Origin of the sequence: Mesorhizobium sp. M0500 (assembly GCF_040321165.1) — a bacterium.
In the GTDB taxonomy this organism is placed as follows: Bacteria; Pseudomonadota; Alphaproteobacteria; order Rhizobiales; family Rhizobiaceae; genus Mesorhizobium.
Genome location: NZ_JAMYRB010000003.1, coordinates 392,159 through 411,923, shown reverse-complemented (window position 1 = coordinate 411,923; position 19,765 = coordinate 392,159). Strand labels below are relative to the sequence as shown.

Here is a 19,765-nt window from a genome sequence, read left to right as displayed (position 1 = left end):
CTATTGTCCCGATGCGCCTTCTGCAATGGCGAAGCGGGCAAACCGGGTGCATCAAGCGCCGAAACAGGACCGCAGGCCGCAGGCGGATGAACGGCGAGCGAGATCGACAATCCCTCAGGAAGCGGCCACCGGCGTCCAGATCACGTCGTCGATCCTGAGCGCGCCGGTGGCAAGCATCACCAGCCGGTCGAAGCCGAGCGCGGCGCCGCTCGCCTGCGGCATGATGGCGAGCGCGGCGAGGAAGTCCTCGTCGATCGGGTAGCGTTCGCCATAGACGCGCTGCTTCTCATCCATTTCGGCGGCAAAGCGCAGGCGCTGCTCGGCCGGATCGGTCAACTCGCCAAAGGCGTTGGCGAGTTCGACGCCGCAGCAATAGAGCTCGAAGCGCTCGGCGGTGCGCGGATCGTCGGCGCTCGGCCGGGCCAATGCCGCCTCCGAGATCGGATATCCGAAAAGAATGGTGTTGCGCCCCTGCCCAAGCGCCGGCTCGATTTTTTCGACCATCACCCGGCTGAACAGGTCGGCCCAATTGTCGTCGGGCGCGGTCCGCAATCCGGCCTGGACCAGGGCGGCATGCAACCCCGCGCGGTCGGTGCTGCCATCGGCTGCAACCGTCGCCAGCAGATCGATGCCGGCATGGCGCATGAAAGCTTCGGCGACGCTCAACCGTTCCGGCTCGGCGAACGGATCGGCTTCACGGCCGCGGAAGCTAAAACGCTTCGCTCCGGCCCGTTCGGCCGCCAGCGCTACGAGCTCGGCGCAATCGCGCATCAGGCTCTCATAGGTCTCGCCGACGCGGTACCATTCGAGCATGGTGAACTCAGGATGGTGCAAGGGGCCGCGCTCGCGGTTGCGCCAGACAGCCCCGAGGCTGAAGATGCGCTCCTCGCCGGCGGCAAGCAGCTTCTTGCAGGCGAATTCCGGCGACGTGTGGAGGTAGAGCGGCTGGCGCTGCCCGTCCGGCCCGATCGCCTCGGTGGCAAAGGCCGACAGGTGCGCTTCATTGCCGGGCGAGACCTGCAGGGCCGATGTCTCCACCTCGACGAAGTCGCGGCGGCCGAACCAATCGCGCATCCCGGCGGCAATGGCATTGCGCAGGATCAGCCGCGGCCGGCGGTCGGCGTGGACATGCGGCGTCCACCACGGCGAGGCGGCGGTCATCGGCTTCAGGGGAATTGCACAGAGGGCTGGCGATTGCGGCCAAGATGCGCTAGGCCGCACGCAACGGCCTCTCCAGCCGATTTGCGCCAACAAATTTTATCAGGATGGAAACCCGTGAAGGTCATCGCCAGCTCCTTACGCAAAGGCAACGTCGTCGAAAAGGACGGCAAGCTTTATGTGATCCTCTTTGCCGAAAACATTCATCCTGGCAAGGGTACGCCGGTCACCCAGCTCGACATGCGGCGTATCTCCGACGGGGTAAAGGTTTCCGAGCGTTACCGCACCACCGAGCAGGTCGAGCGCGCCTATGTCGAGGAGCGCGAGCACACGTTCCTCTACCGTGACGGCGAAGGCTTTCACTTCATGAATCCGGAGAGCTACGACCAGGTCGCGGTGCCGGAAAGCGTGATCGGCGACATGGCGCCCTATCTGGTGGAAGGCATGCCGGTGCAGATCTCGCAATACAACAACATCGCCATCTCGCTGGTACTGCCGCAGCGCGCCACTTTCGAGGTGGTCGAGACCGAGCCGGTGACCAAGGGCCAGACGGCGTCCTCGTCCTACAAGCCGGCAACGCTGTCCAACGGCGTGCGTACCCTGGTGCCGCCACACATCAGCGCCGGCACCCGCGTGGTGGTGATGACGGCCGATGGCGCCTATGTCGAGCGCGCGAAGGATTGAGGCGCGAAGTCTGACACGCCTCGCCGAAAGCGTCGCGGCGGCCGGTCATCGTCTACCGCTTTGTGCCAGGGGCTTTCGAGCATTGGGACGCTGCACGCAGACCGAAGCGTCAACGCCCTGCCAGTTCTTTCCTATTGTACGACGCCAGCGGGCAATCTCTGAGCCTCGAGCAACGCCGACCGTCCCTTTCGCCAGGTGCCAGGTGGAATGCCGACGAACTTTTTGAAGGCGCGATTGAAGGCGGCTTCCGACTCGTAGCCGACCTCGGCACCCGCTTGCGCGATGCTCATTTCGGGCCGTTCGAGCAAGCGTCCTGCCAGTTGCAGACGCCAGCGAGCAAGATAATGCATGGGGGAGACCTCGACATAGTGGGTAAAGCGGCTCGCAAACGCCGTGCGCGAGAGCCCTACTTCGCGGGCGAGCCGGTCCAATGTCCATTCCTCCCTTGGGCGAGCGTGGATGAGCCGGAGCGCCTCGCCGACGTGTGGATCCCGTAGGCCTGACAGCCAGCCGCGCGAATCGTCGGGGAGGGTCTCGAGATGGCGGCGGATGATCTCGACAAACATCAGCTCGCTCAGCTTGGCGAGTATCGTTTCACAGCCCGCCCGCCCACTGCCGCCTTCGGCCAGCGCCAGCCGAAAAAGGTCGATAACCCAACTGCTTCCATCGGCGGGCTTGCGGGCACACAGGATGGCCGGCAATGCGGCCAGGAGAGGATTGAAGGGACGCGCATCGCAGCCAAGATACCCGCAAATGAATCGGGTCCGCTCGTCTCCGCCGCCACCATGGATCACCGCGAACGGCAGGCTCTCGTCTATCGGCCGATAATACATCGCCATATTGGGTTCGCCCCGCGCCCCCGGCGAGGAGCTCAACACGTTCGGAACACCACCGGGGAAGACAACGACATCACCGGCGTTCACGAGCACCGGCGGCACCGAATCGTCTCCCAGCGCGGCCCAGCACGAGCCCGACATCACGGCATGAAAAGAAATGATGTGCTCTGCCTCCGGCATGACGGCGGCGGCAATGTCGGCCGTGCCCGGCGACTCGCCAACCCAGGGAGAGCTGGCGTCGACGTCGAAATAGATCGCACCGGTGAGGCGAACGGCTCGGAGCACATCGGAAAGGACATCCATGCACTGCACCTCCGGAAACGATCGGCTACTCCCTTTGACAACGAGTTTTTCGGTCAGGCATCGAACTATCCGGCAATATGGCCGCCCGGGCAACCATCCATCTGGTCTAATCCTACTCTGAACGATCGGGCAACAGAAATGGACGATGTGACATTTGCGGGAACAGCGGACGAGACTAGCGTTTCATCGACCGGCCGACAGGTCCAATAATAGGGAGGAATGTCATGAACGATGAAGACATCACCAAATTCGCAGCAAGCCTGCGAGGCGAAGTCATCCACGCCGGCGACGCCCGCTATGACGAGGCCCGCAAGCTCTACAACGGCATGATCGACAAGCGGCCGCTGATCATCGCCCGCTGTGTCGACGTCGCCGACGTAATCACAGCGGTGAATTTCGGCCGCGACAACAATTTGCTGGTTGCGGTACGTGGCGGCGGCCATAACGGACCAGGATTGGGGAGCTGCGACGACGGTCTGGTGATCGACCTGTCGGCGATGAACGGCGTGCGCGTCGATCCGGATGCCCGCACGGCGCGGGTAGGCCCGGGCTGTACTCAGGGCGACCTCGACCATGCCACCCATGCCTTTGGCCTGGCCGTACCGGCGGGCATCATCTCGACCACCGGGGTCGCCGGACTGACGCTGAGCGGCGGCCATGGCTATCTGACGCGCAAATATGGCCTGACCATCGATAATCTGATCGAGGCCGATGTCGTGCTTGCCGATGGAAGCTTCGTCACCGCCAGCAAGGAGCGGAACCCCAACCTGTTCTGGGCGCTTCGCGGCGGCGGCGGCAATTTCGGCATCGTCACCAGCTTTGTGTTCAAGCTCCACCAGGTCAGCATGGTCTTTGCGGGGCCGATCGCATGGGATCAGCGCCACGCCCGCACCATCATGCAGCATTATCGCGAGTTCCTGCCGAACGCGCCCGAAGAACTCGGGATCTTTCTCGGGCTCAAGACCGTCCTCTCGAGCGCACCCTTCCCGGAAGAGTTTTGGGGAAAGCGGATGTGTCTGCTGATGTGCTGCTACAACGGCCCGGAGGAAAAGGGCAGAGAGGCGCTGGCCCCGCTGCTCGATGCGCTGCCCGCGCCCTGGTTCAACTGGATGGGAACGATGCCCTATCCCGCGGTGCAGAGCATGTTCGATGGGCTCTACCCGAAGGGAATGCAGTGGTACTGGCGGGGCGATTTCGTCAAGACGCTGTCCGACGAGGCGATCGACGCCCATCTCGCGCAGGCGGCGAAGACGCCGAGCGAGCTATCGCTCATGCACCTCTACCCGATCGATGGTGCGGTCCATCGCGTCGGCAAAGACGAGACACCCTGGAATTACCGTGATGCGACCTGGTCGATGGTCATCGCCGGGATCGATCCGGACCCACAGAAAGCGGGGCCGGTGACGCGCTGGACCAAGGCCTACTGGGAGGCCGTGCATCCGTTCGATCTGGGCGGCGCCTACCTGAACTTCATGATGGATGACGAGGGCGATGCAAGGCTCAAGGCGGCTTATGGCGACAACTATGAGCGCCTGGCTACGCTGAAGAAGAAATACGACCCAAACAACCTCTTCCGGGTGAACCAGAACATTCGACCGGCTGCTTGACGGCGGTGGCGGCCGGCCAGATCAGCCTCCGCACTGAAGCGCGTCGCGCTGAAATGGGTTCAGTCGACGCGCTTAAGCCCGCTGGGTATTTCGTCGAATCCAGTCAAGCTGTTGTACATGACAGTTCGGATGCTGATCCGCGCTGGTGTACTCGGCCCTTGAGAATCCTTCAGCCTTCGGCAACATGGCGGCAAGGCTGAGAGCATGAGGATGAGCAAGGTCATTTCCGCCGCATCACGGCGTTCGCCGCGCAAGACACCGATGGCGCTGACCGAGGCGCTGGTCGCCCGCACCTTGCGTGCGGTCGAGGATGCCGGGCCGACGCCGGGCATGGTCTACATGACCGATGCCGATTACGCGCGCATTCGCGACGAGGTGCTGGCCGGCGCGCCGGGCGGGCCGGTGAAGCTGTTCGCCTATGGCTCGCTGCTGTGGAAGCCGGCCGGCGAGGTCAGGGGTGGCGAACGGGCCGTGGCGACGGGCTGGCACCGTTCGTTCTGTTTTACGGTGCAACGCTTCAGGGGCACCGTCGAGCAGCCCGGCCTGATGATGGCGCTCGACCGCGGCGGCCAATGTCAGGGCATGGTGTTCGAGGTCGCCGAGCCAGTGGGGGCCAATCTCGAAACGCTGCTGCGACGTGAGATGACCATCCTGCCGGCCGTCAACGTGCCGCGCTGGCTGCAGGTCAGGACGGGCGACGGCACGGGCCAAGCGCTTGGTTTCGTTGTCGATCCCGCCAATCCGCGCTATGCCGGCAAGCTCGAAAAGCGAGCGATAGCGGCGACCCTGGCCACGGCCGTCGGCCATTGGGGTTCGGGCGCCGAATATCTGTTCGAGACCATTCGCCATCTCGACGCCTGCGGCATCCGCGACCGCAATCTCTGGCAGTTGCAGGAACTTGTGGCCGAGGAGATCGGTCGGGCGCTGCGGTCGGGCTTCATTCGTCCCTGAGCCAGACCAGCATCTCGCCGGGGTCGCGGTTGTCCCAGGCGAAATACGGCACGGCGGTGATTTTCGCGTCCTCGACCGCCGGCCGTTCGGTGCGGTAGAGCCCCTCTTCCCAGTTTTCGAAAGCCTCCTTTTTGGCAATCGCCGAAAGTGTCACGATGCCGCCCAGAAGGTTCGGCTGCTGATGCGCCTCGATGTCGGCCGTTCGCGGCAGAGCGATGCGGTGCAGCTGGCTGGAATTGTCGGTCTCCTCGACGCAATAGATCAGCGGGCCGCGAGACAGTGCGACGCGGCCGATATCCTGCCGCACCTGCGGGTTGGCGTAGAGGCGGTCGACGGCCATTTCGAGGTCGAGCTCGACGCGGTCGTCCTTGCGCCATTCGCGGCGGATCGCGGCATAACCGTCGCTGCTGATGACAGCCAGATCGACATCGGCGCCATTGACCTTGAGCGATGCCTTGCGGCACCAGGCCGGCAAGCGCAGGTGCAAAGTGAACTCGGTCGGAGCTTCCGGTTCGACAGAGATCGAGACCGCGCCGTCCCATGGATAGTTACTGGTCTGGGAGAGCTCTATCTGCGTCCCGGCGATATCGAAACGAGCCGTGCCGTTTCCATAGAGATGGACGGCGAGTGCGTCGTCCGACAGGCCGTAGAAATAGCTGCCGATCGAGGCGACCATGCGCCCGACATTGGGCGGGCAGCACGGACAGCGATGCCATTTCCAGCGGTGGTGGGCGCCGCGGCTTTCGAGCGGATTTTCGTAGAAGAACAGCGAGCCGTCGAGCGACAGGCCGGAGATCGAGCCGTTGTAGAGCGCCCGCTCCATGATGTCGGCGTAGCGCGCATTGGGACCCATGCCGAGCATGCGGCTTGCCCAGAACACGAGGCCGACCGAAGCACAGGTTTCGGCATAGGCGGTGTCGTTGGGCAGGTCGTAATCGGCGGTGAAACCCTCATTGTGCGACGACGGCCCGAGGCCGCCGGTGACGTAGAGGTTCTTGGTCATGAGGTCGTCCCACAGCCGGTCGAGCGCCACCCGCAGCGTGTCGTCGCCATATTCGGTGGCGATGTCGGCCATGCCCGAATAGAGATACATCGCCCGCACCGCATGGCCGACGACCTTGTCCTGCTCGCGCACCGGCTTGTGCGACTGGTTGTATTCGTAAGTCTTGAAATGATAGGCCTTGGGGTCGGCGCCGCGTGCTCGCGCCTCCGCGTCGAAATAATGCGGCTCAAGCCCGCGCTGATCGATGAAATATTTGGCAAGCTCCATGTATTTGCGCTCGCCCGTCACCCGCGCCAGCTTGACCAGCGCCAGCTCGATCTCCTCATGGCCGCAATAGCCCTTCTTCTTGCCGGGCTCGGGACCGAACGTCTCGGCGATATGATCGACGTAGCGGCACATGATGTCGAGCAGCTTGCGCTTGCCGGTGGCCTGGTAATAGGCGACCGCGCCTTCGATCAGGTGGCCGGCGCAATAGAGCTCGTGGCAATCGCGCAGATTGGTCCAGCGCAGGCCCGGCTGGATGCGCTGGTACCAGCTCGACAGATAGCCGTCGGGCTGCTGCAGCTTGCCGTACATGTCGATGACGGCGTCGATCTTCTTCTCCAGCTCGTCGTTGCGGCGGCGGTAGAGCGAATAGGCGGCGGTCTCGATGGTCTTGCCCCAATCGGAGTCCCAGAACATCTGCGTCGTCACCGTCGATCCGGTGAACTCGTTGCCGGCGGTGGCCGCCTCGTCCGGCGAGGGTGAGTGGAACGGAATGACGACGCCGGGCGACGGCCGGTCCGGGTCGATCTGCTCGAGCATGCGCGCCTCGACGCAGCGGTCGTAGAGGATGCCGGCGGTCTTTGAGGCGACGGCATCGACGCGGTCGCCCCAGAAGCCGCGCACGTCGACCTGCGGCACCGGCAGCGGGCGGAAGGCGAGTTTCGGCTTGCCGGGCTCGGCAGCCGGCTTGGCGGATTGCGATGCGGTCATCAATTTACTCCGGTTCGGTTCGATTGGTCACTTCACGGCCCCTGCCATCAGGCCGCGGATGTAGAAGCGCTGCAGCAAAAGGAAGAGCACCAGGCACGGCACCATCATCACGGTGACGCCGGCCTGCACGGCGCCCCAGTCGATGGCGCCGAAGCGGCCGGACTGCAGCGCGGTCATCATGATCGGCAGCGTGAATTTGGACTGGTCGGTCATCAGCACCAGAGCTGCCAAAAACTCGTTCCAGGCGCCTAGGAAGGCGAACAGCGCGATGGTGACGATGCCCGGCCAGACCAGCGGCAGCATGACCCTCAGCAGCATGGTGACGTTGTTGGCGCCGTCCATGCGGGCGGCCTCCTCGATCTCGCGCGGCACCGCGTCGAAGGCGTTGCGCATCATGAAGATCGAGAACGGCAGCTGCAGCGTGACGTAGACGCAGACCAGCCCGGTCAGCGTGTTGTGCAGGCCGATTTTTGTCAGCACCAGGAAGATCGGCGTCAGGATCGACTGGAACGGGATCATGATCGTCGACAGGATGACGACGAACAGCAAGTTCTTCAGCGGAAAGCGGAAGCGCGAGAAACCGTAGCCGGCGAGCACGCTGACGATCACCGACAGCACCACCGTCATGACCGAGACGTAGATGCTGTTTTGCGCCGGCAGCCACAGGCCGTCGCCAAAGGTGTTGAGCGTGGCGTAGTTCTCGAGCGAGATGCCGCTGGTCGGCCAGGGCGGCAGCGGCGGCTGGCGCGCCTCCTGCGCCGGCTTGAAGGCCGAAAGCACTGTCCAGACGATCGGTGCCAGGAACAGAATGGACGCGATGATGCCGGTCGAGTGCTCGGCGATCTGCATGCCGATGCGGCGTTCGCGGCTCCTTGCCTGCGCCATCAGTCGACCCCCTCGGGATTGCGCAGCAGCCGCAGCTGGATGAGGCTGAGCGCCACCAGGATGACCAGCAGGACCATCGAAAGTGCTGCGCCATAGCCGAGCTTGAACGACACGAAGGACTGGTTGAAGATCCAGTAGACGGCGGTCAGCGTCTGGTTGCGCGGCCCGCCGCGCAGGATGATGTAGAACTGGTCGAAGGCGAGGATCGAGCCGGCAACCGACAGGATCAACGCCAGCGCCAGCGTGCGGCGCATCAAGGGCAAGGTAATCGCGCGGAACCGCGCGAATGGCCCTGCCCCGTCGATCATCGCCGCCTCCTGCAGATCCGGCGGGATCGATTGCAGGCCGGTCATCAGGATGATCATGGTGAAGCCCGCCACCTTCCACACCACCATGGCGATGATCGACCAGAAGGCCGGCTGGAAGGTCGCCAGCAGGTTGAATTTCTTCTCGGTCAGGCCAAGCTCGAAGGCGGCCGGGCTGAACAGGCCGGAATCGACATTGAGCAGCCACGACCACAAAAGGCTCGCCGAGGCGAAACCGATAACCGCCGGCATGAAGAAGGACGTCCGGTAGAAGCCGGTCAGCTGCCGCGGCCTTTCGATGAACAGCGCCAGCGGAAAGGCGACGGCGAAGATCGCGATCGTCACCACCACCGTGTAGTAGCCGGTGAACTTCAGCGCGTTCCAGAAGCGGGTGTCGCGCAGGATCGCCCAGTAATTGTCGAGGCCGATAAAGCTATGCGCGCCCATCAGCGGCCAGTTGTGCAGCGACATCCAGGCGGTCATGCAAAGCGGCACGATGAAGAAGACGACGACCAGGGCGACGGCCGGCGCGACATAGAGCAGGCCGATCCACTGCCGGCGGCCGGCGCCGACCAGTTTGTACGCGCGCGCTGGCGCGGAGATTGCTGTGATGGTGGTCATGCCGTGGTCTTCCGTTAGCGCTACGTCCCCCTCCCCCTTGAGGGGAGGGTCCGGTCGAAGGCCGGGGGTGGGGTCCTCCGCGAAGCGCGCCGACATCAAAAGAGCGTCGAGCACTGCCGCGATGACCCCACCCGGACCTGCGGTCCGACCTCCCCTCAAGGGGGAGGTTAAGGGGCTGCGGGGGTGGGGTCTTGTGCGAAGTGCGCCGACAGAAACGTCGAGCACTGCCGCAACGACCCCACCCGGACCTTCGGTCCGACCTCCCCTCGAGGGGGAGGTGGCGCTTTACTTCTGCGGCGCCGAATCGATGATCGACTGCATCGTCTCCTGCGCGTTGGCGATGGCGCCGTCGACGTCTTCGCCGAAGAAGACCTCGTTCATCATCTGGTTCCACGGACCGTTGGCCGAGTTGATTAGGTCGTTGAACACCACCGAATAGGGCGTGCGGCCCTTGGCCATGGCTTCAGCGGCGACCTTGTAGCGCGGGTCGAGGTCTTTCAGCGCCTCATTGGCGATGTCGCCGCGCACCGGCAGGCTGCCGTATTTCGCCAGAATGGTCTGGCCCTCGAGCGAATAGGCGAAATCGAGGAACTCCTTCACCACCGCGACCTTGGTGGTGCCCTTGGTGACGACGAAATTGTCGCCGCCGGCAAACGACGACCAGCTGCCATCCTTGCCGGGAAGGAAGGTGATGCCGTAGTCGATATCCGGGTATTGCGTGTTCAGCGCACCGATGGCGAAGGCGCCCGACGGCGAGATGCCGATATTGCCGGTGGCGAAGGCGGCAAAGAAGTTGGAGCCGGTGTCGGTCTGCGCGCCTGAAGGCACCAGGTCCTTCTTGACCATCGAACGGTAGAGGTCGATGGCGCCGCGCATCTGCGGCGTGTCCAGCGTCGCCTTGGAGCCGTCCTCGGTGAGGATGTCGCCGCCCGAGGCCCAGATCAGCGGCGTGAAGGTGAAGATGTTGCAGCCGCCGCAATTGCCGGAGAAGTAGAAGCCCTTGATGTCGCCGCCGAGCGCGTTGACCTTTTCGGCGTCGGCTTCGATCTCGGCCCAGTTGGTTGGGCCCTTTTCCGGGTCGAGGCCGGCCTGCTTGAACAGCTTCTTGTTCCAGATCAGCACTGAAGAGTCTGCCGAGAACGGCAGCCCGTAGATGCGGTCCTTATAGGTGCCGGTCTTGACATGCGCCGGCGACAGGCTGGCGAAATAGGGCAGCGATTTCGCCCAGTCGGTGATGTCCTCCAGCTGGCCGGCGGCGGCGAAGGACGGCGTGTAGATCAGGTCGAGCGACAGCGCGTCGGGTGCGGTGCCGCCGGCAGCCGCAGCGCCGTATTTCGGGATGATTTCGGCATTGGGGATGATGTCCAGCTTGATCTGGTTCTGATGCCCCTTGTTGAAGGCATCGACGACGCGCGGCATGAAGTTCGAGCCGTCGGCGCGAACCCAGATGTTGGCGGTGTCGGCGGCGGCCGAGCCGACTGTTGCCAGCGTGCCGAAAATGCTCGCGGCGATGGCGAGCCCGGTAATGGTGGTTCTCATGCTTCTCCTCCACATGGTTTTAATTTAGCGTCTTAATTTAGCCGCGCCCCCAAGCGGGTGACTATCGACACGGCCCGTTTCGTTCAGCCGTCCGGCGGACGGCCGCATGACTGACGCACCACCAGCCGGCACGGCAGTTTTCTGATGCCCGGCAAAGCGGGTTCGCCGCCGACGAGCGAAAGCAAGGCAAGGCCGGCCTCGCGGCCAAGTGCTGCAAGGTTCATGTCGACCGAGGTCAGCGGCGGCCGGGTTGCCTCGGCGACGATCTGCCAATTGTCGAAACCGATGACGCCGACCGCGTCCGGCACGCCGATACCGCGCTCGCGCAAGGCGTCGATGACGCCGCGCGCGATCTGGTCGTTGCCGCAAAACACCGCATCGGGCTTTTCGCGCGTGCCGTCGAACCCCTCGCCGTCGAACAGTTTTGCGACCGCCTCGTGGCCCCAGGCTTCCGACCACTGGCCGAGCAGCGGCTCCATGACCGGCAGGCCGTTCTCGGCCAGCACCTCGCGATAGGCCTCGGCGCGGGCATGCACCACGGCAAAGCTCGCGGGACCGCTGACATGGGCGATGCGCCGCCGCCCGAGGCGGCAAAAGTGCTCGACCGCCAGCCGCGCCCCGCCGGCATCGTCAGACACAAAAGCGATGGCGTTTGGATCGGGCTCGGTGAAGGCATAGATCGCCGGAATGCCCAGATTGGCAAGATCGACCGGCAGATGGCGGTCGATGCGCTTGCCGGTGGCGATGATGCCGTCGACGCGCTTGTCGAGCATGGCATCGACATGCAGCTGGGCAAGGCGCGGGTCGTCCTCGACATTGCACAGGAACACCGAGACCCCGGCATCGACCAGCGCATCGGAAACGCCGGCCATCAGCGGCAGCGAAAAGCGGCCATAGGTGTCGTTGGTCAAAAGCCCGACGGTAAAGGAGCGCCGCCGCAACAGGCTCTGCGCCAGGCTGTTCGGGCGAAAGCCAAGCCGCTGCGCCGTCTCGCGAATGCGGGTCCGCGTCTCAGCCGTCATCCGCCCCTGCCCGTTCAGCGCTTTTGAAGCCGTGGCGACGCTGACGCCGGCAAGGGCTGCCACCTCACGCAAGGTGACCGGCTGCTTGGCAGAAACAGGCGTTGGCTGCGCGTCGGACGCCATGATTTGGATATCGATCCTCCCATTTGAGAAAAGCTTTTCTCTTATGGTCCTGCGAGGTGCTGAATGGTGAGGTCAGCGGATGCGGGGCGATTTGGGAAAAGGTTTTCTCAACTGGGAGATTAGGGGAAGGTAGAGGGGATGGCAAGAGGGAGAACTTGGTTATGGGTATTCGAGATTTCCTGTTGAGTGCGGTATCCTACGACCACTTTGCGCCAAGGACGGTCATTGCCGAACCACTACTCAGACGTCCCGTTTGGGGCCGTCTCCCGCTTGTCCGGTTTCAGGCACGGGAATTGGGAAAGCTGACATTCGGGCGAGCCGGTTAGCAGTCGCCCCAAAAGCGGACGTTCAAGGAACCAAATCGCGCGCCCTCAACTGCCCACTCGTTCCTGTGAGGGAGATTGGGACGAACCCGTCGTTCGCAGGCCTTTCAGGATGACGTTACGAAAATGCTGTCGGACAACAGCCGGTGCAGTCACAATTCTGCTCCTCCAGGTAGAGCGAACGTTCACTGCGGACTATGCCAGACTCCGGATTCTCAGCCATTCTAATCAGCGTCTGTATAGATTTATACGAATTTCATCCGAGAATAGCGCCTCCCTCCACGAGGAGATGATGTCTCGAGAGTCGAGCCACTTTACCAGTTCAATGTTTCCCTCCGTCTTCTTAATCCTCGGGGTGCTGTACCCGGTTTTGATGTCTGAGAACGGCTCGGGGAGCAATGCGAGGATTTCGCGTACATCCCCATCACCTAGGATGCTTTTGCATTTGTTGAACAACGAAATCTGAACGGAGATAGGCGCCGAGTTCACGACAATTGCGCGCGCAGATCCTGTATCGAGCACGCTCATGTCTGCCCCGGTCCGGTCTAGTATCGGCCCCACGGCACCCGCGCGAGACGGCAGGCTGGCGAGCAGGGTGAGATCCATTGACCGGACAATCGCCAGTTTATGGTCATCGCGGACATCGGAGGCGAGCAGCTTTTCGCGAAACTCGTCATCAACGGCGAACGTGCTTTCGTTGTCCAGATATTGCTCGATGTTTTTGGTCACGAACAAAACTTGGAGGTCGCTATTGGCCTCCAGGAACGACAGATTTGCGTGGGAGAACGTGACCTTTCCTTCTTCTATCACGATCTGCAACTTGCCGGCCCCGAGATTCTCCGGAAATTTGGAGAAATGCCTCGGCAAGCCTTGGACGTAAGTGCGGTACACGGCGTCTTGCAGAGCATCGTTTTCGATGAGGAAGCTGCGCAAGGTAGATGCCTTTTCATCATTGGGAATTGCATGCTGCGAGAGTACTGCCAGCGTCGGCTTCGTGTTCAGGTAGGCGGTGAGGCTGTTGGCGTCGAAGTTTCCGCTAGCAAGAAACGCAAGGCAGTTGTCCCAGGACGCTTCGACCTTCGCGAACTGGAAAAGCAGAGCGTGGAGACGCGTGGGCGCCTGTTCTAGCGAAGGAATGAGCGCCGATTGCTTCTCGAGGAAGGTGCTGAGGTCGCCTAGGTCGATCTCCTCGCGCGCGATAACGGAAAGGATAGCTGGAATGCTCTCCTGCGAATTCTCCTCAAGTTCCAAAATTATATCTTTAAGATAGTCTCCGAAGTTGCGCTCGATCCTGGAAATCAGCGCGGCATTCGCGGTCTTCAGGACAGTAGTGTAATGTTGTGTCCGCAAGTGATGCGGATCGCCCAAGCCCATGACGGCCCGGAATATGAACTCCACGTTGTCGATGGTAAGGCTATAGAGCCCCTCCTCGAAGAGGAAACGCGCAATCCCGGCAAAGCCCTCAATGGCGGGTAGGTCTGCTATCTCGATCCCAAGGTACTTCAGCCTGGCGGGCTCGAAATCAATCCCCAATGCCAGTATCTGCGGCAGATTGACCGAGACAAACCCGGAAATGTCTGGATACTTACCGGGTAGTGCTTCCAGGGCCCGCGCTGGTAAATGCGCGATGATTTGCGCTACATGCGACAGGTTCCTGGGCGTGCCGATAGCAGCAGGAACAAACCCTGCCCACGTCTCGACCAGCCCTGATACCAAGGCAGAAACCTTGGCGCCCGTCGCGTAGTAGGTCGTAAAGAACGCCTCGCATTTTTCGAAATCGGACTCGATAAATTCAAAAAGGTTCGCCGTCTGCAGAGTATATGCGGATGAATCGCTAAGCAGACAATCCACGATATTTACATTGAGAACATAGCCCTGCCGAAAATCGTCATCGCGCATCGCTGCGATGACCTCATTAGGATTATCTATTTGGAAGCCCGGTTCTGGACTAACGAACCCACGTATCTGAATCAGGAATTTGTTGTCATTTGGCGAAAGTCGCCCTGAATGGAAAAGCGATGTATACTGGTAATAGGTGTCGTCAAGATACCCTTCGAATACCAAAAACCGAGCAAGTTCTCTGTTATCACCGAATGCCTCAAAAAGATCCTCCGCTGCCTTGGCGTTCAGCCGAATTATTTCGTTGAACTTGGCTATCCGTAGAACGGAGACCTTCGATCTCAAGTCGTTAATGTTTTTCGAGGCGGCGTTCTTAAACCCAACGGCCCGACGCTCAATCTCGCCCCTGCGCTGCTTATAAGTCCTAAGAGGATCGATTTCAGCCTGAAATCCAGCGATGTTGAGCCTCTGCGGATAGGTTTGATGTAATCTATAAGTGACCTGCGGTGCTTCGATAATTTGCTCCAATGAATCGTGCTTCGCGAGGGAAGAAAGTTCTATAAGATTTTGCTCGTTGACGCCGATGTGAGACACCGAAGTTGGAAGTTTCTCGATTAGAGCCATCGCATAGATTCTGCGCAGTTCTTGTAGATCGGAAGGGACCTGCCTGTCGGCATTATCGACTTGCTCTTCGAGGCTAGATATCTTAGCCCTGTATTCTGCTTCACCGTCGGCGATAAATTCATGGTGACGGTCAAGGATCCGTGCGAGATCACCCTTGCCGCGATGCAGGTTCTCAAAATCCCTGGGAAATACGTTCTTGTAAATTAGGACCGCCAAGAGCTTGTTCGCATCCAGCACGTTCTCGCCACCGGTCTCCAGATTGGCGACATAGATCGCGTATTCGTTGAAGATATTCTGGATAAGCCTTAGGTCATTGAGATACCGCGAAACTTCACGCAGAAACTGCCGGTCAAGCCGGTTATCCAGTGAGAGCCTCTTTCCCTGCTCTAATACCTTATCGATCGAGTTCGAGCTGTTAATGATCGGTATGACAGGGATGATGAACTCGAAAAATTTGGTCCGGTCTGTATTCACAAACATGTCGTCACGAAGCGCGTAGAGGAAGCGGATGGTTCGTTTTACGCCCGAATTCTCATTTACGAGACTGTTGATCTCACGCAGGGTGACGAAAATCTCAGAGTTATTGAACCTGTCCAGATCCTCGATGACTACGAGATCATATTTCGTTGACTGGAAGAAATAGATAATCTCGTCCAAATGGCGGTTTAATATTGACTCCTGATTTACCGCTTCGGGAGTAATTTCGATGTCCTTCAGCGATATGCTCTTCAAGGAGACGCCGAAACTCGCGACGTAGAAATGGTGCAGGGCTAGCCAGAGGAACGAGACCCCTACGGCGAAGCAGGTGAGATTGAACCAGTTGCTGGCGGCCAGGGGGAGGAGGTACTCGCCATTGATAATCTTTTCGCGATTTTGCAGAAGGTTCCAGCATGCGAATAGACCAAAAATAATATATAATGATGTGAATATCGACCACCTGCTTGGAGATTGGATTCTCTTGAACCTTGAGAGGGGAAGCTTATTCGCGTCAGCGCCATAAAGCATTTGTTGAAGAATGCTTCTTTCTATCTCCTGTTTACTTACCTCGCCACCAGTGGCCGTGGCTTCGGGCAGGAATGCAGCAAGCGATATCTGCAGGATGGGGCGTTTGTATTTTTTCAGAAATGATTTGATGATACTGCTTTTTCCCGAACCATACGGGCCTGTCAGCGCAATATTCGAAACTCTAGGATTATTCGTCGCGTAGAGCAGCGCATCGGAATAGACCCCTGCCTCGTCCGCCTTATCGGTGGGAGCGAGGTCAATGAACTTCGATTGCCCGCCAGCCGACTCGTTCAATCGGCCGAGCCAACCTGGTATTCTAGTAAAGATTTTCCGCAAGTTATTCCAGAGTCCCATGAATTGAGGCCAAATGATTCATCGTACTAACACCTCTCCGAGTGCATCCAAAGTCGATAGGATACAGGCCACAGTCGCGGACGCAGAGACGCTTGACGCGGTTTCCACAGAACAATGCGTTGCCCTGGATTTTGGTATTGACTGCTCAAACCGATGGCACGTTACATACCAACTGGGTGAATGTCTGTTCTCGCTTGTGCGCAGTCGATTGAAGACATTCCAAATTGTCCCCAATTGCAGCCGTTCGACCGAGACCTCTCCGACGTCCGCGTTCGGGAAATTGACAAAGGGGCTGGAATGACCGAGTTTGGGCGCAAAGCTGTCGTGCACGGCTCGGTTTGCGAGAGTCTGCTTCGGGTCAAAAGCGGCCATCGTGGACAAACAAGCACCGGCCGTCCACATTGCTTCCGCTCGCCCACGCGCTTCTGCTGCCGGTTTGAGTTGGCGCAAAGCCTCAGATCGACGAAGGTCGACGCTCGTGTCTGACGTCGCCTTAAAACAACAATGCGCTGCTCTATTTTGTTTTTCACGGCGCGGTTCTCGGAAGCCCCGCTCGGCCCGGCTCCTGCCAGAAAGGAACCCGCCATGCCAAACCTCATCGTCACCGAATTCATCAGCGTCGATGGCATCGCCGAGATCGAGAAGCTGCCGAGCGTGACCTGGAACGATGAGATGCAAGAGTTCAAGGACGACGAGGTTGCCGACAGCGGCGCCATGCTTTTGGGGCGCACGACCTATCAGATTTTTGCCGGCTCGTGGCCCAAGGAGACCGGAGACTTCGCCGACCGGTTCAACGCGCTGCCGAAATATGTCGCCTCGACCAGCTTGACGCCGCGCGGATCCCTCCCGCGATTGATGCGATCGAGTTGGCAGCCACCTAGCGGAAGGCGGAAGGTTCTGATCCGCCCTTTCTTGCTACTGCCGTAGAAGACGTCTTGATTCAGCCACAAGCCCAAATTGCTGGATTTGGCAGCCCAGGAAGGATAGGCTTGGTTTTTGGTTCAAGCGATGGAACAGAGACTAGCCGCAATTCTGGCTGCCGATATGGCGGGCTACAGTCGGCTAATGGAGGCCGATGAATCCGGCACGCTCGCACGCCTTCGGACCCATCGCATAGAACTGGTCGATCCCGCCATCGCGAAGAACAAGGGCCGGATCATCAAGACCACCGGAGACGGCATGCTCGTTGAGTTCCAGAGCGTGACCGATGCCGTGAAATGCGCCGTGGAAATCCAACAGCGCATGAAAAGGCGCAATTCGGATGTGCCGCAAGAACGGCGTATCGAATTCAGGATCGGCATAAATCTCGGCGACATCATTTTCGACGATGAGGATATTTTCGGCGACGGCGTCAATATTGCCTCGCGCATCGAGCAACTCGCCGACGTCGGCGGTATCTGCGTGACCGCAGCGGTGGCGACCCAAATTGCCGACCGTCTCGAAATTGCCATGGAGGACCTGGGCGAGAAGACGTTGAAGAACATCAGCCGCCCGGTTCGCCTCTATCGCGTTGGGTTTGATAGTTCTGTCCTGCCAGAAGTCGAGGCCAAGCGATCCATCTCGAAACCTTCGATAGTGGTGCTGCCATTCACCAACATGAGTGGCGACCCCGAGCAGGAATTTTTCGCGGACGGACTGACCGAGGACATCATCACCGAACTGTCCCGCCACCATGAGCTGTTCGTCATCTCGCGCAATTCCAGCTTCGTCTACAAGAACCGCGCCGTGAATGTGCGCGAGGTGGCCGAGAAACTCACCGTCCAATACCTGGTGGAGGGAAGCGTCCGCAAGATCGGCGACAGGGTGCGCGTGACGGTTCAGCTTATCGACACGGCGAATGACGCTCATATTTGGGCAGACAAATATGACCGGAAGCTGGACGACATATTCGCGATTCAGGATGAGGTGACCGCGGCGATCGCAGCCACGCTGCCCGGTCGTGTCGAGGCGGCTCAGCGGGACCAGCTCGCGCGGGCGAAACCTGCAAACATGGCCGCGTATGAATGTGTGCTTGCTGCCAAGGTGCTGCATCACCGAAGCACGATTGCGGATAATGAACGCGCGCAAACCTTGATAGAAAGGGCCGTCGCGCTCGACCCCAATTATGCCCATGCCCATGCCTGGCGGGCCTGCATTCTTGGCCAGGCCTGGGTCCATAACTGGTGCGAAGACAGGGATGCCGTCTGGAACAACATTATGGCGGCGCTGGACAGGGCGCTGGCGCTGGACAACAACGATGCCGATGTCCACCGCATTCTCGCGGCAGTGAACGTGAACAACAATGAGCTGACCACTGCGCGCTACCATCAAGAGCGGGCGCTGGCCCTCAATCCCAATTACGACCTCGTGGTGGTGCAGCAAGGCGAGTTGTTGACGTGGCTGGGGAGGCCGGAAGAGGGAATTGAATGGATCCGCAAGGCAATGCAGTTGAACCCGCATCACCCTGAGAGGTTCTGGAGCCATCTGGGAAAGGCGCATTTCGCCGCGCGCCAGTATGGCGAGGCGATCGAAGCTTTCATGCATCTGTCAACCATGGACTCGGCTCAGCACGCTTTCGCCGCTGCCTGCTACGGCTGGCTCGGCGACGAAATCGCGGCCGCGGCGCATCTAGGCAAGATCAGAACGCTCGATCCCCAATTCGACCTCGATTCATTTATCGCCACCCTGCACTTTGCCCAGGAGTCTGATGTGCAGCACGTCCGCGAAGGACTGCTGAAAGCCGGTATTGCCAACCTGTAGGCAGCCTGTGACTCGCACGATCGGCGATAAGCTGTTGGACCTTAGTCACAGCGAAATAGCTACGGCTCTCTTCTACCTTGCTGGGCTCATAGTAGATGATCCAGTCGCCGACGCATGCTTCGACGTGGCGCAGATACTGGTCAGGAAACTGGCATTGCTCAGCGGGGCGGTCATTGTAGATCGACTCTGAACAGGGAAAGCCCTCCCCCTGAAAAAGCGCCGCGCTAGTTGACGGTGCAGTTCGCACAAGACCCGCACGGCCGTCCCGACAGAAGGAACCCGCCATGAGAAAACTCATCATCACCGAATTCATCAGCGTCGATGGCATTGCCGAGGTCGAGAAGCTCCCGAGCGTGGCGTGGAACGATGAGATGCAAAAGTTCAAGGACGACGAGCTTGCCGACAGTGGCGCCATGCTGCTGGGGCGCACGACCTATGAGATCTTTGCCGGCTCGTGGCCCAAGGAGACCGGAGACTTCGCCGACCGGTTCAACGCGCTGCCGAAATATGTCGCCTCGACCAGCTTGCAGGCGCTCGACTGGCAGCCGGCCGAGCTGCTGCAGGGCGCATTGCCGGAAGCGGTCAGAGGGCTGAAGCAAGGCAGCGGCGGCAACATCTATGTGCATGGCAGCCTCAGCGTCGCGCAGGAATTGCTGCGCCATGGCCTGGTCGACCGCATCAGGCTGCTCAGCTACCCCGGTGCCGTCGGCCAGGGCAAGCTGCTGTTCCCGCCTGGCGCGCAATTGCCGCTCGAGCTGATCTCGGCCACGCAATTCAGCAACGGCGTGGTGGCGCTGGAGTATGCGGCTGGAATGGGGTGATGAGCCAATCTCCCCCCTTGAGGGGGAGATGCCCGGCAGGGCAGAGGG

General features: G+C 60.5%; 14 protein-coding genes and 1 pseudogene. 6 read left to right on the top strand and 9 right to left on the bottom strand.

The features are described from left to right. Nucleotides 1-114: 114 nt before the first annotated feature. Nucleotides 115-1,161 (bottom strand): EF-P lysine aminoacylase EpmA, encoded by a 1,047-nt coding sequence (gene epmA / locus NKI70_RS09155; RefSeq protein WP_023674375.1) that lies wholly within the window; start codon nt 1,159-1,161, stop codon nt 115-117. Nucleotides 1,162-1,275: 114 nt separating this feature from the next. Between epmA and efp the strand changes: the two genes are divergently transcribed. Continuing rightward, on the top strand, nt 1,276-1,842 hold the full coding sequence (gene efp, locus NKI70_RS09150) for an elongation factor P (protein WP_352569791.1): 567 nt from the start codon (nt 1,276-1,278) through the stop codon (nt 1,840-1,842). A 131-nt stretch (nt 1,843-1,973) separates the two neighbouring features. Here efp and NKI70_RS09145 read toward each other — a convergent pair whose 3' ends face one another. Continuing rightward, complete coding sequence (locus NKI70_RS09145; RefSeq protein WP_023674373.1) at nt 1,974-2,981, bottom strand: AraC family transcriptional regulator; 1,008 nt, start codon at nt 2,979-2,981, stop codon at nt 1,974-1,976. Nucleotides 2,982-3,205: 224 nt separating this feature from the next. Here NKI70_RS09145 and NKI70_RS09140 point away from each other — a divergent pair, with 224 nt between their 5' ends. Together NKI70_RS09140 and NKI70_RS09135 are read left to right on the top strand one after the other, a co-directional pair. After that, nucleotides 3,206-4,588, top strand: coding sequence for an FAD-binding oxidoreductase (locus tag NKI70_RS09140; protein ID WP_352569790.1), 1,383 nt, complete (start codon nt 3,206-3,208; stop codon nt 4,586-4,588). 210 nt (nt 4,589-4,798) lie between these two features. Next, complete coding sequence (locus NKI70_RS09135; protein WP_352578307.1) at nt 4,799-5,539, top strand: gamma-glutamylcyclotransferase; 741 nt, start codon at nt 4,799-4,801, stop codon at nt 5,537-5,539. Here NKI70_RS09135 and NKI70_RS09130 read toward each other — a convergent pair. From NKI70_RS09130 to NKI70_RS09105, 6 genes are all read right to left on the bottom strand, one after another. After that, nucleotides 5,526-7,517 carry a glycoside hydrolase family 127 protein gene (locus NKI70_RS09130; RefSeq protein WP_352724496.1) on the bottom strand — a complete coding sequence of 664 codons (1,992 nt, stop codon included), beginning with the start codon at nt 7,515-7,517 and terminating at the stop codon, nt 5,526-5,528. The two genes, NKI70_RS09135 and NKI70_RS09130, sit on opposite strands and share 14 nt — an antisense overlap. A gap of 27 nt (nt 7,518-7,544) precedes the next feature. Continuing rightward, nucleotides 7,545-8,402: a carbohydrate ABC transporter permease gene (locus NKI70_RS09125; protein ID WP_352724495.1), complete on the bottom strand. Its 858-nt coding sequence runs from the start codon at nt 8,400-8,402 to the stop codon at nt 7,545-7,547. Next, nucleotides 8,402-9,328 carry a carbohydrate ABC transporter permease gene (locus NKI70_RS09120; RefSeq protein ID WP_023674365.1) on the bottom strand — a complete coding sequence of 309 codons (927 nt, stop codon included), beginning with the start codon at nt 9,326-9,328 and terminating at the stop codon, nt 8,402-8,404. The genes NKI70_RS09125 and NKI70_RS09120 overlap by 1 nt, the downstream gene beginning before the upstream one ends. A 285-nt stretch (nt 9,329-9,613) precedes the next feature. Continuing rightward, nucleotides 9,614-10,867 carry an ABC transporter substrate-binding protein gene (locus NKI70_RS09115; protein ID WP_352692492.1) on the bottom strand — a complete coding sequence of 418 codons (1,254 nt, stop codon included), beginning with the start codon at nt 10,865-10,867 and terminating at the stop codon, nt 9,614-9,616. Between the two features lie 83 nt (nt 10,868-10,950). After that, complete coding sequence (locus NKI70_RS09110; RefSeq protein WP_352724494.1) at nt 10,951-12,012, bottom strand: LacI family DNA-binding transcriptional regulator; 1,062 nt, start codon at nt 12,010-12,012, stop codon at nt 10,951-10,953. A 551-nt stretch (nt 12,013-12,563) separates the two neighbouring features. Next, nucleotides 12,564-16,157, bottom strand: coding sequence for a YobI family P-loop NTPase (locus NKI70_RS09105; RefSeq protein ID WP_502898921.1), 3,594 nt, complete (start codon nt 16,155-16,157; stop codon nt 12,564-12,566). Nucleotides 16,158-16,742: 585 nt separating this feature from the next. Here NKI70_RS09105 and NKI70_RS09100 point away from each other — a divergent pair. Both NKI70_RS09100 and NKI70_RS09095 read left to right on the top strand, forming a co-directional pair. Then, entirely contained in the window at nt 16,743-17,084 is a 342-nt protein-coding gene (locus NKI70_RS09100) for a dihydrofolate reductase family protein (RefSeq protein WP_352692489.1), read from the top strand. 81 nt (nt 17,085-17,165) lie between these two features. Then, a complete protein-coding gene (locus NKI70_RS09095) occupies nt 17,166-18,896 on the top strand; it encodes an adenylate/guanylate cyclase domain-containing protein (RefSeq protein WP_352692504.1) in 1,731 nt (576 codons plus the stop codon). Nucleotides 18,897-18,915: 19 nt separating this feature from the next. On the opposite strand, the pseudogene NKI70_RS09090 reads toward NKI70_RS09095, so the two are convergent. Next, nucleotides 18,916-19,143, bottom strand: a pseudogene (locus NKI70_RS09090) (hypothetical protein); the annotation flags it as partial. A 37-nt stretch (nt 19,144-19,180) separates the two neighbouring features. Between NKI70_RS09090 and NKI70_RS09085 the strand changes: the two are divergent. Continuing rightward, nucleotides 19,181-19,717 carry a dihydrofolate reductase family protein gene (locus NKI70_RS09085; protein WP_352593045.1) on the top strand — a complete coding sequence of 179 codons (537 nt, stop codon included), beginning with the start codon at nt 19,181-19,183 and terminating at the stop codon, nt 19,715-19,717. Nucleotides 19,718-19,765: the final 48 nt, after the last annotated feature.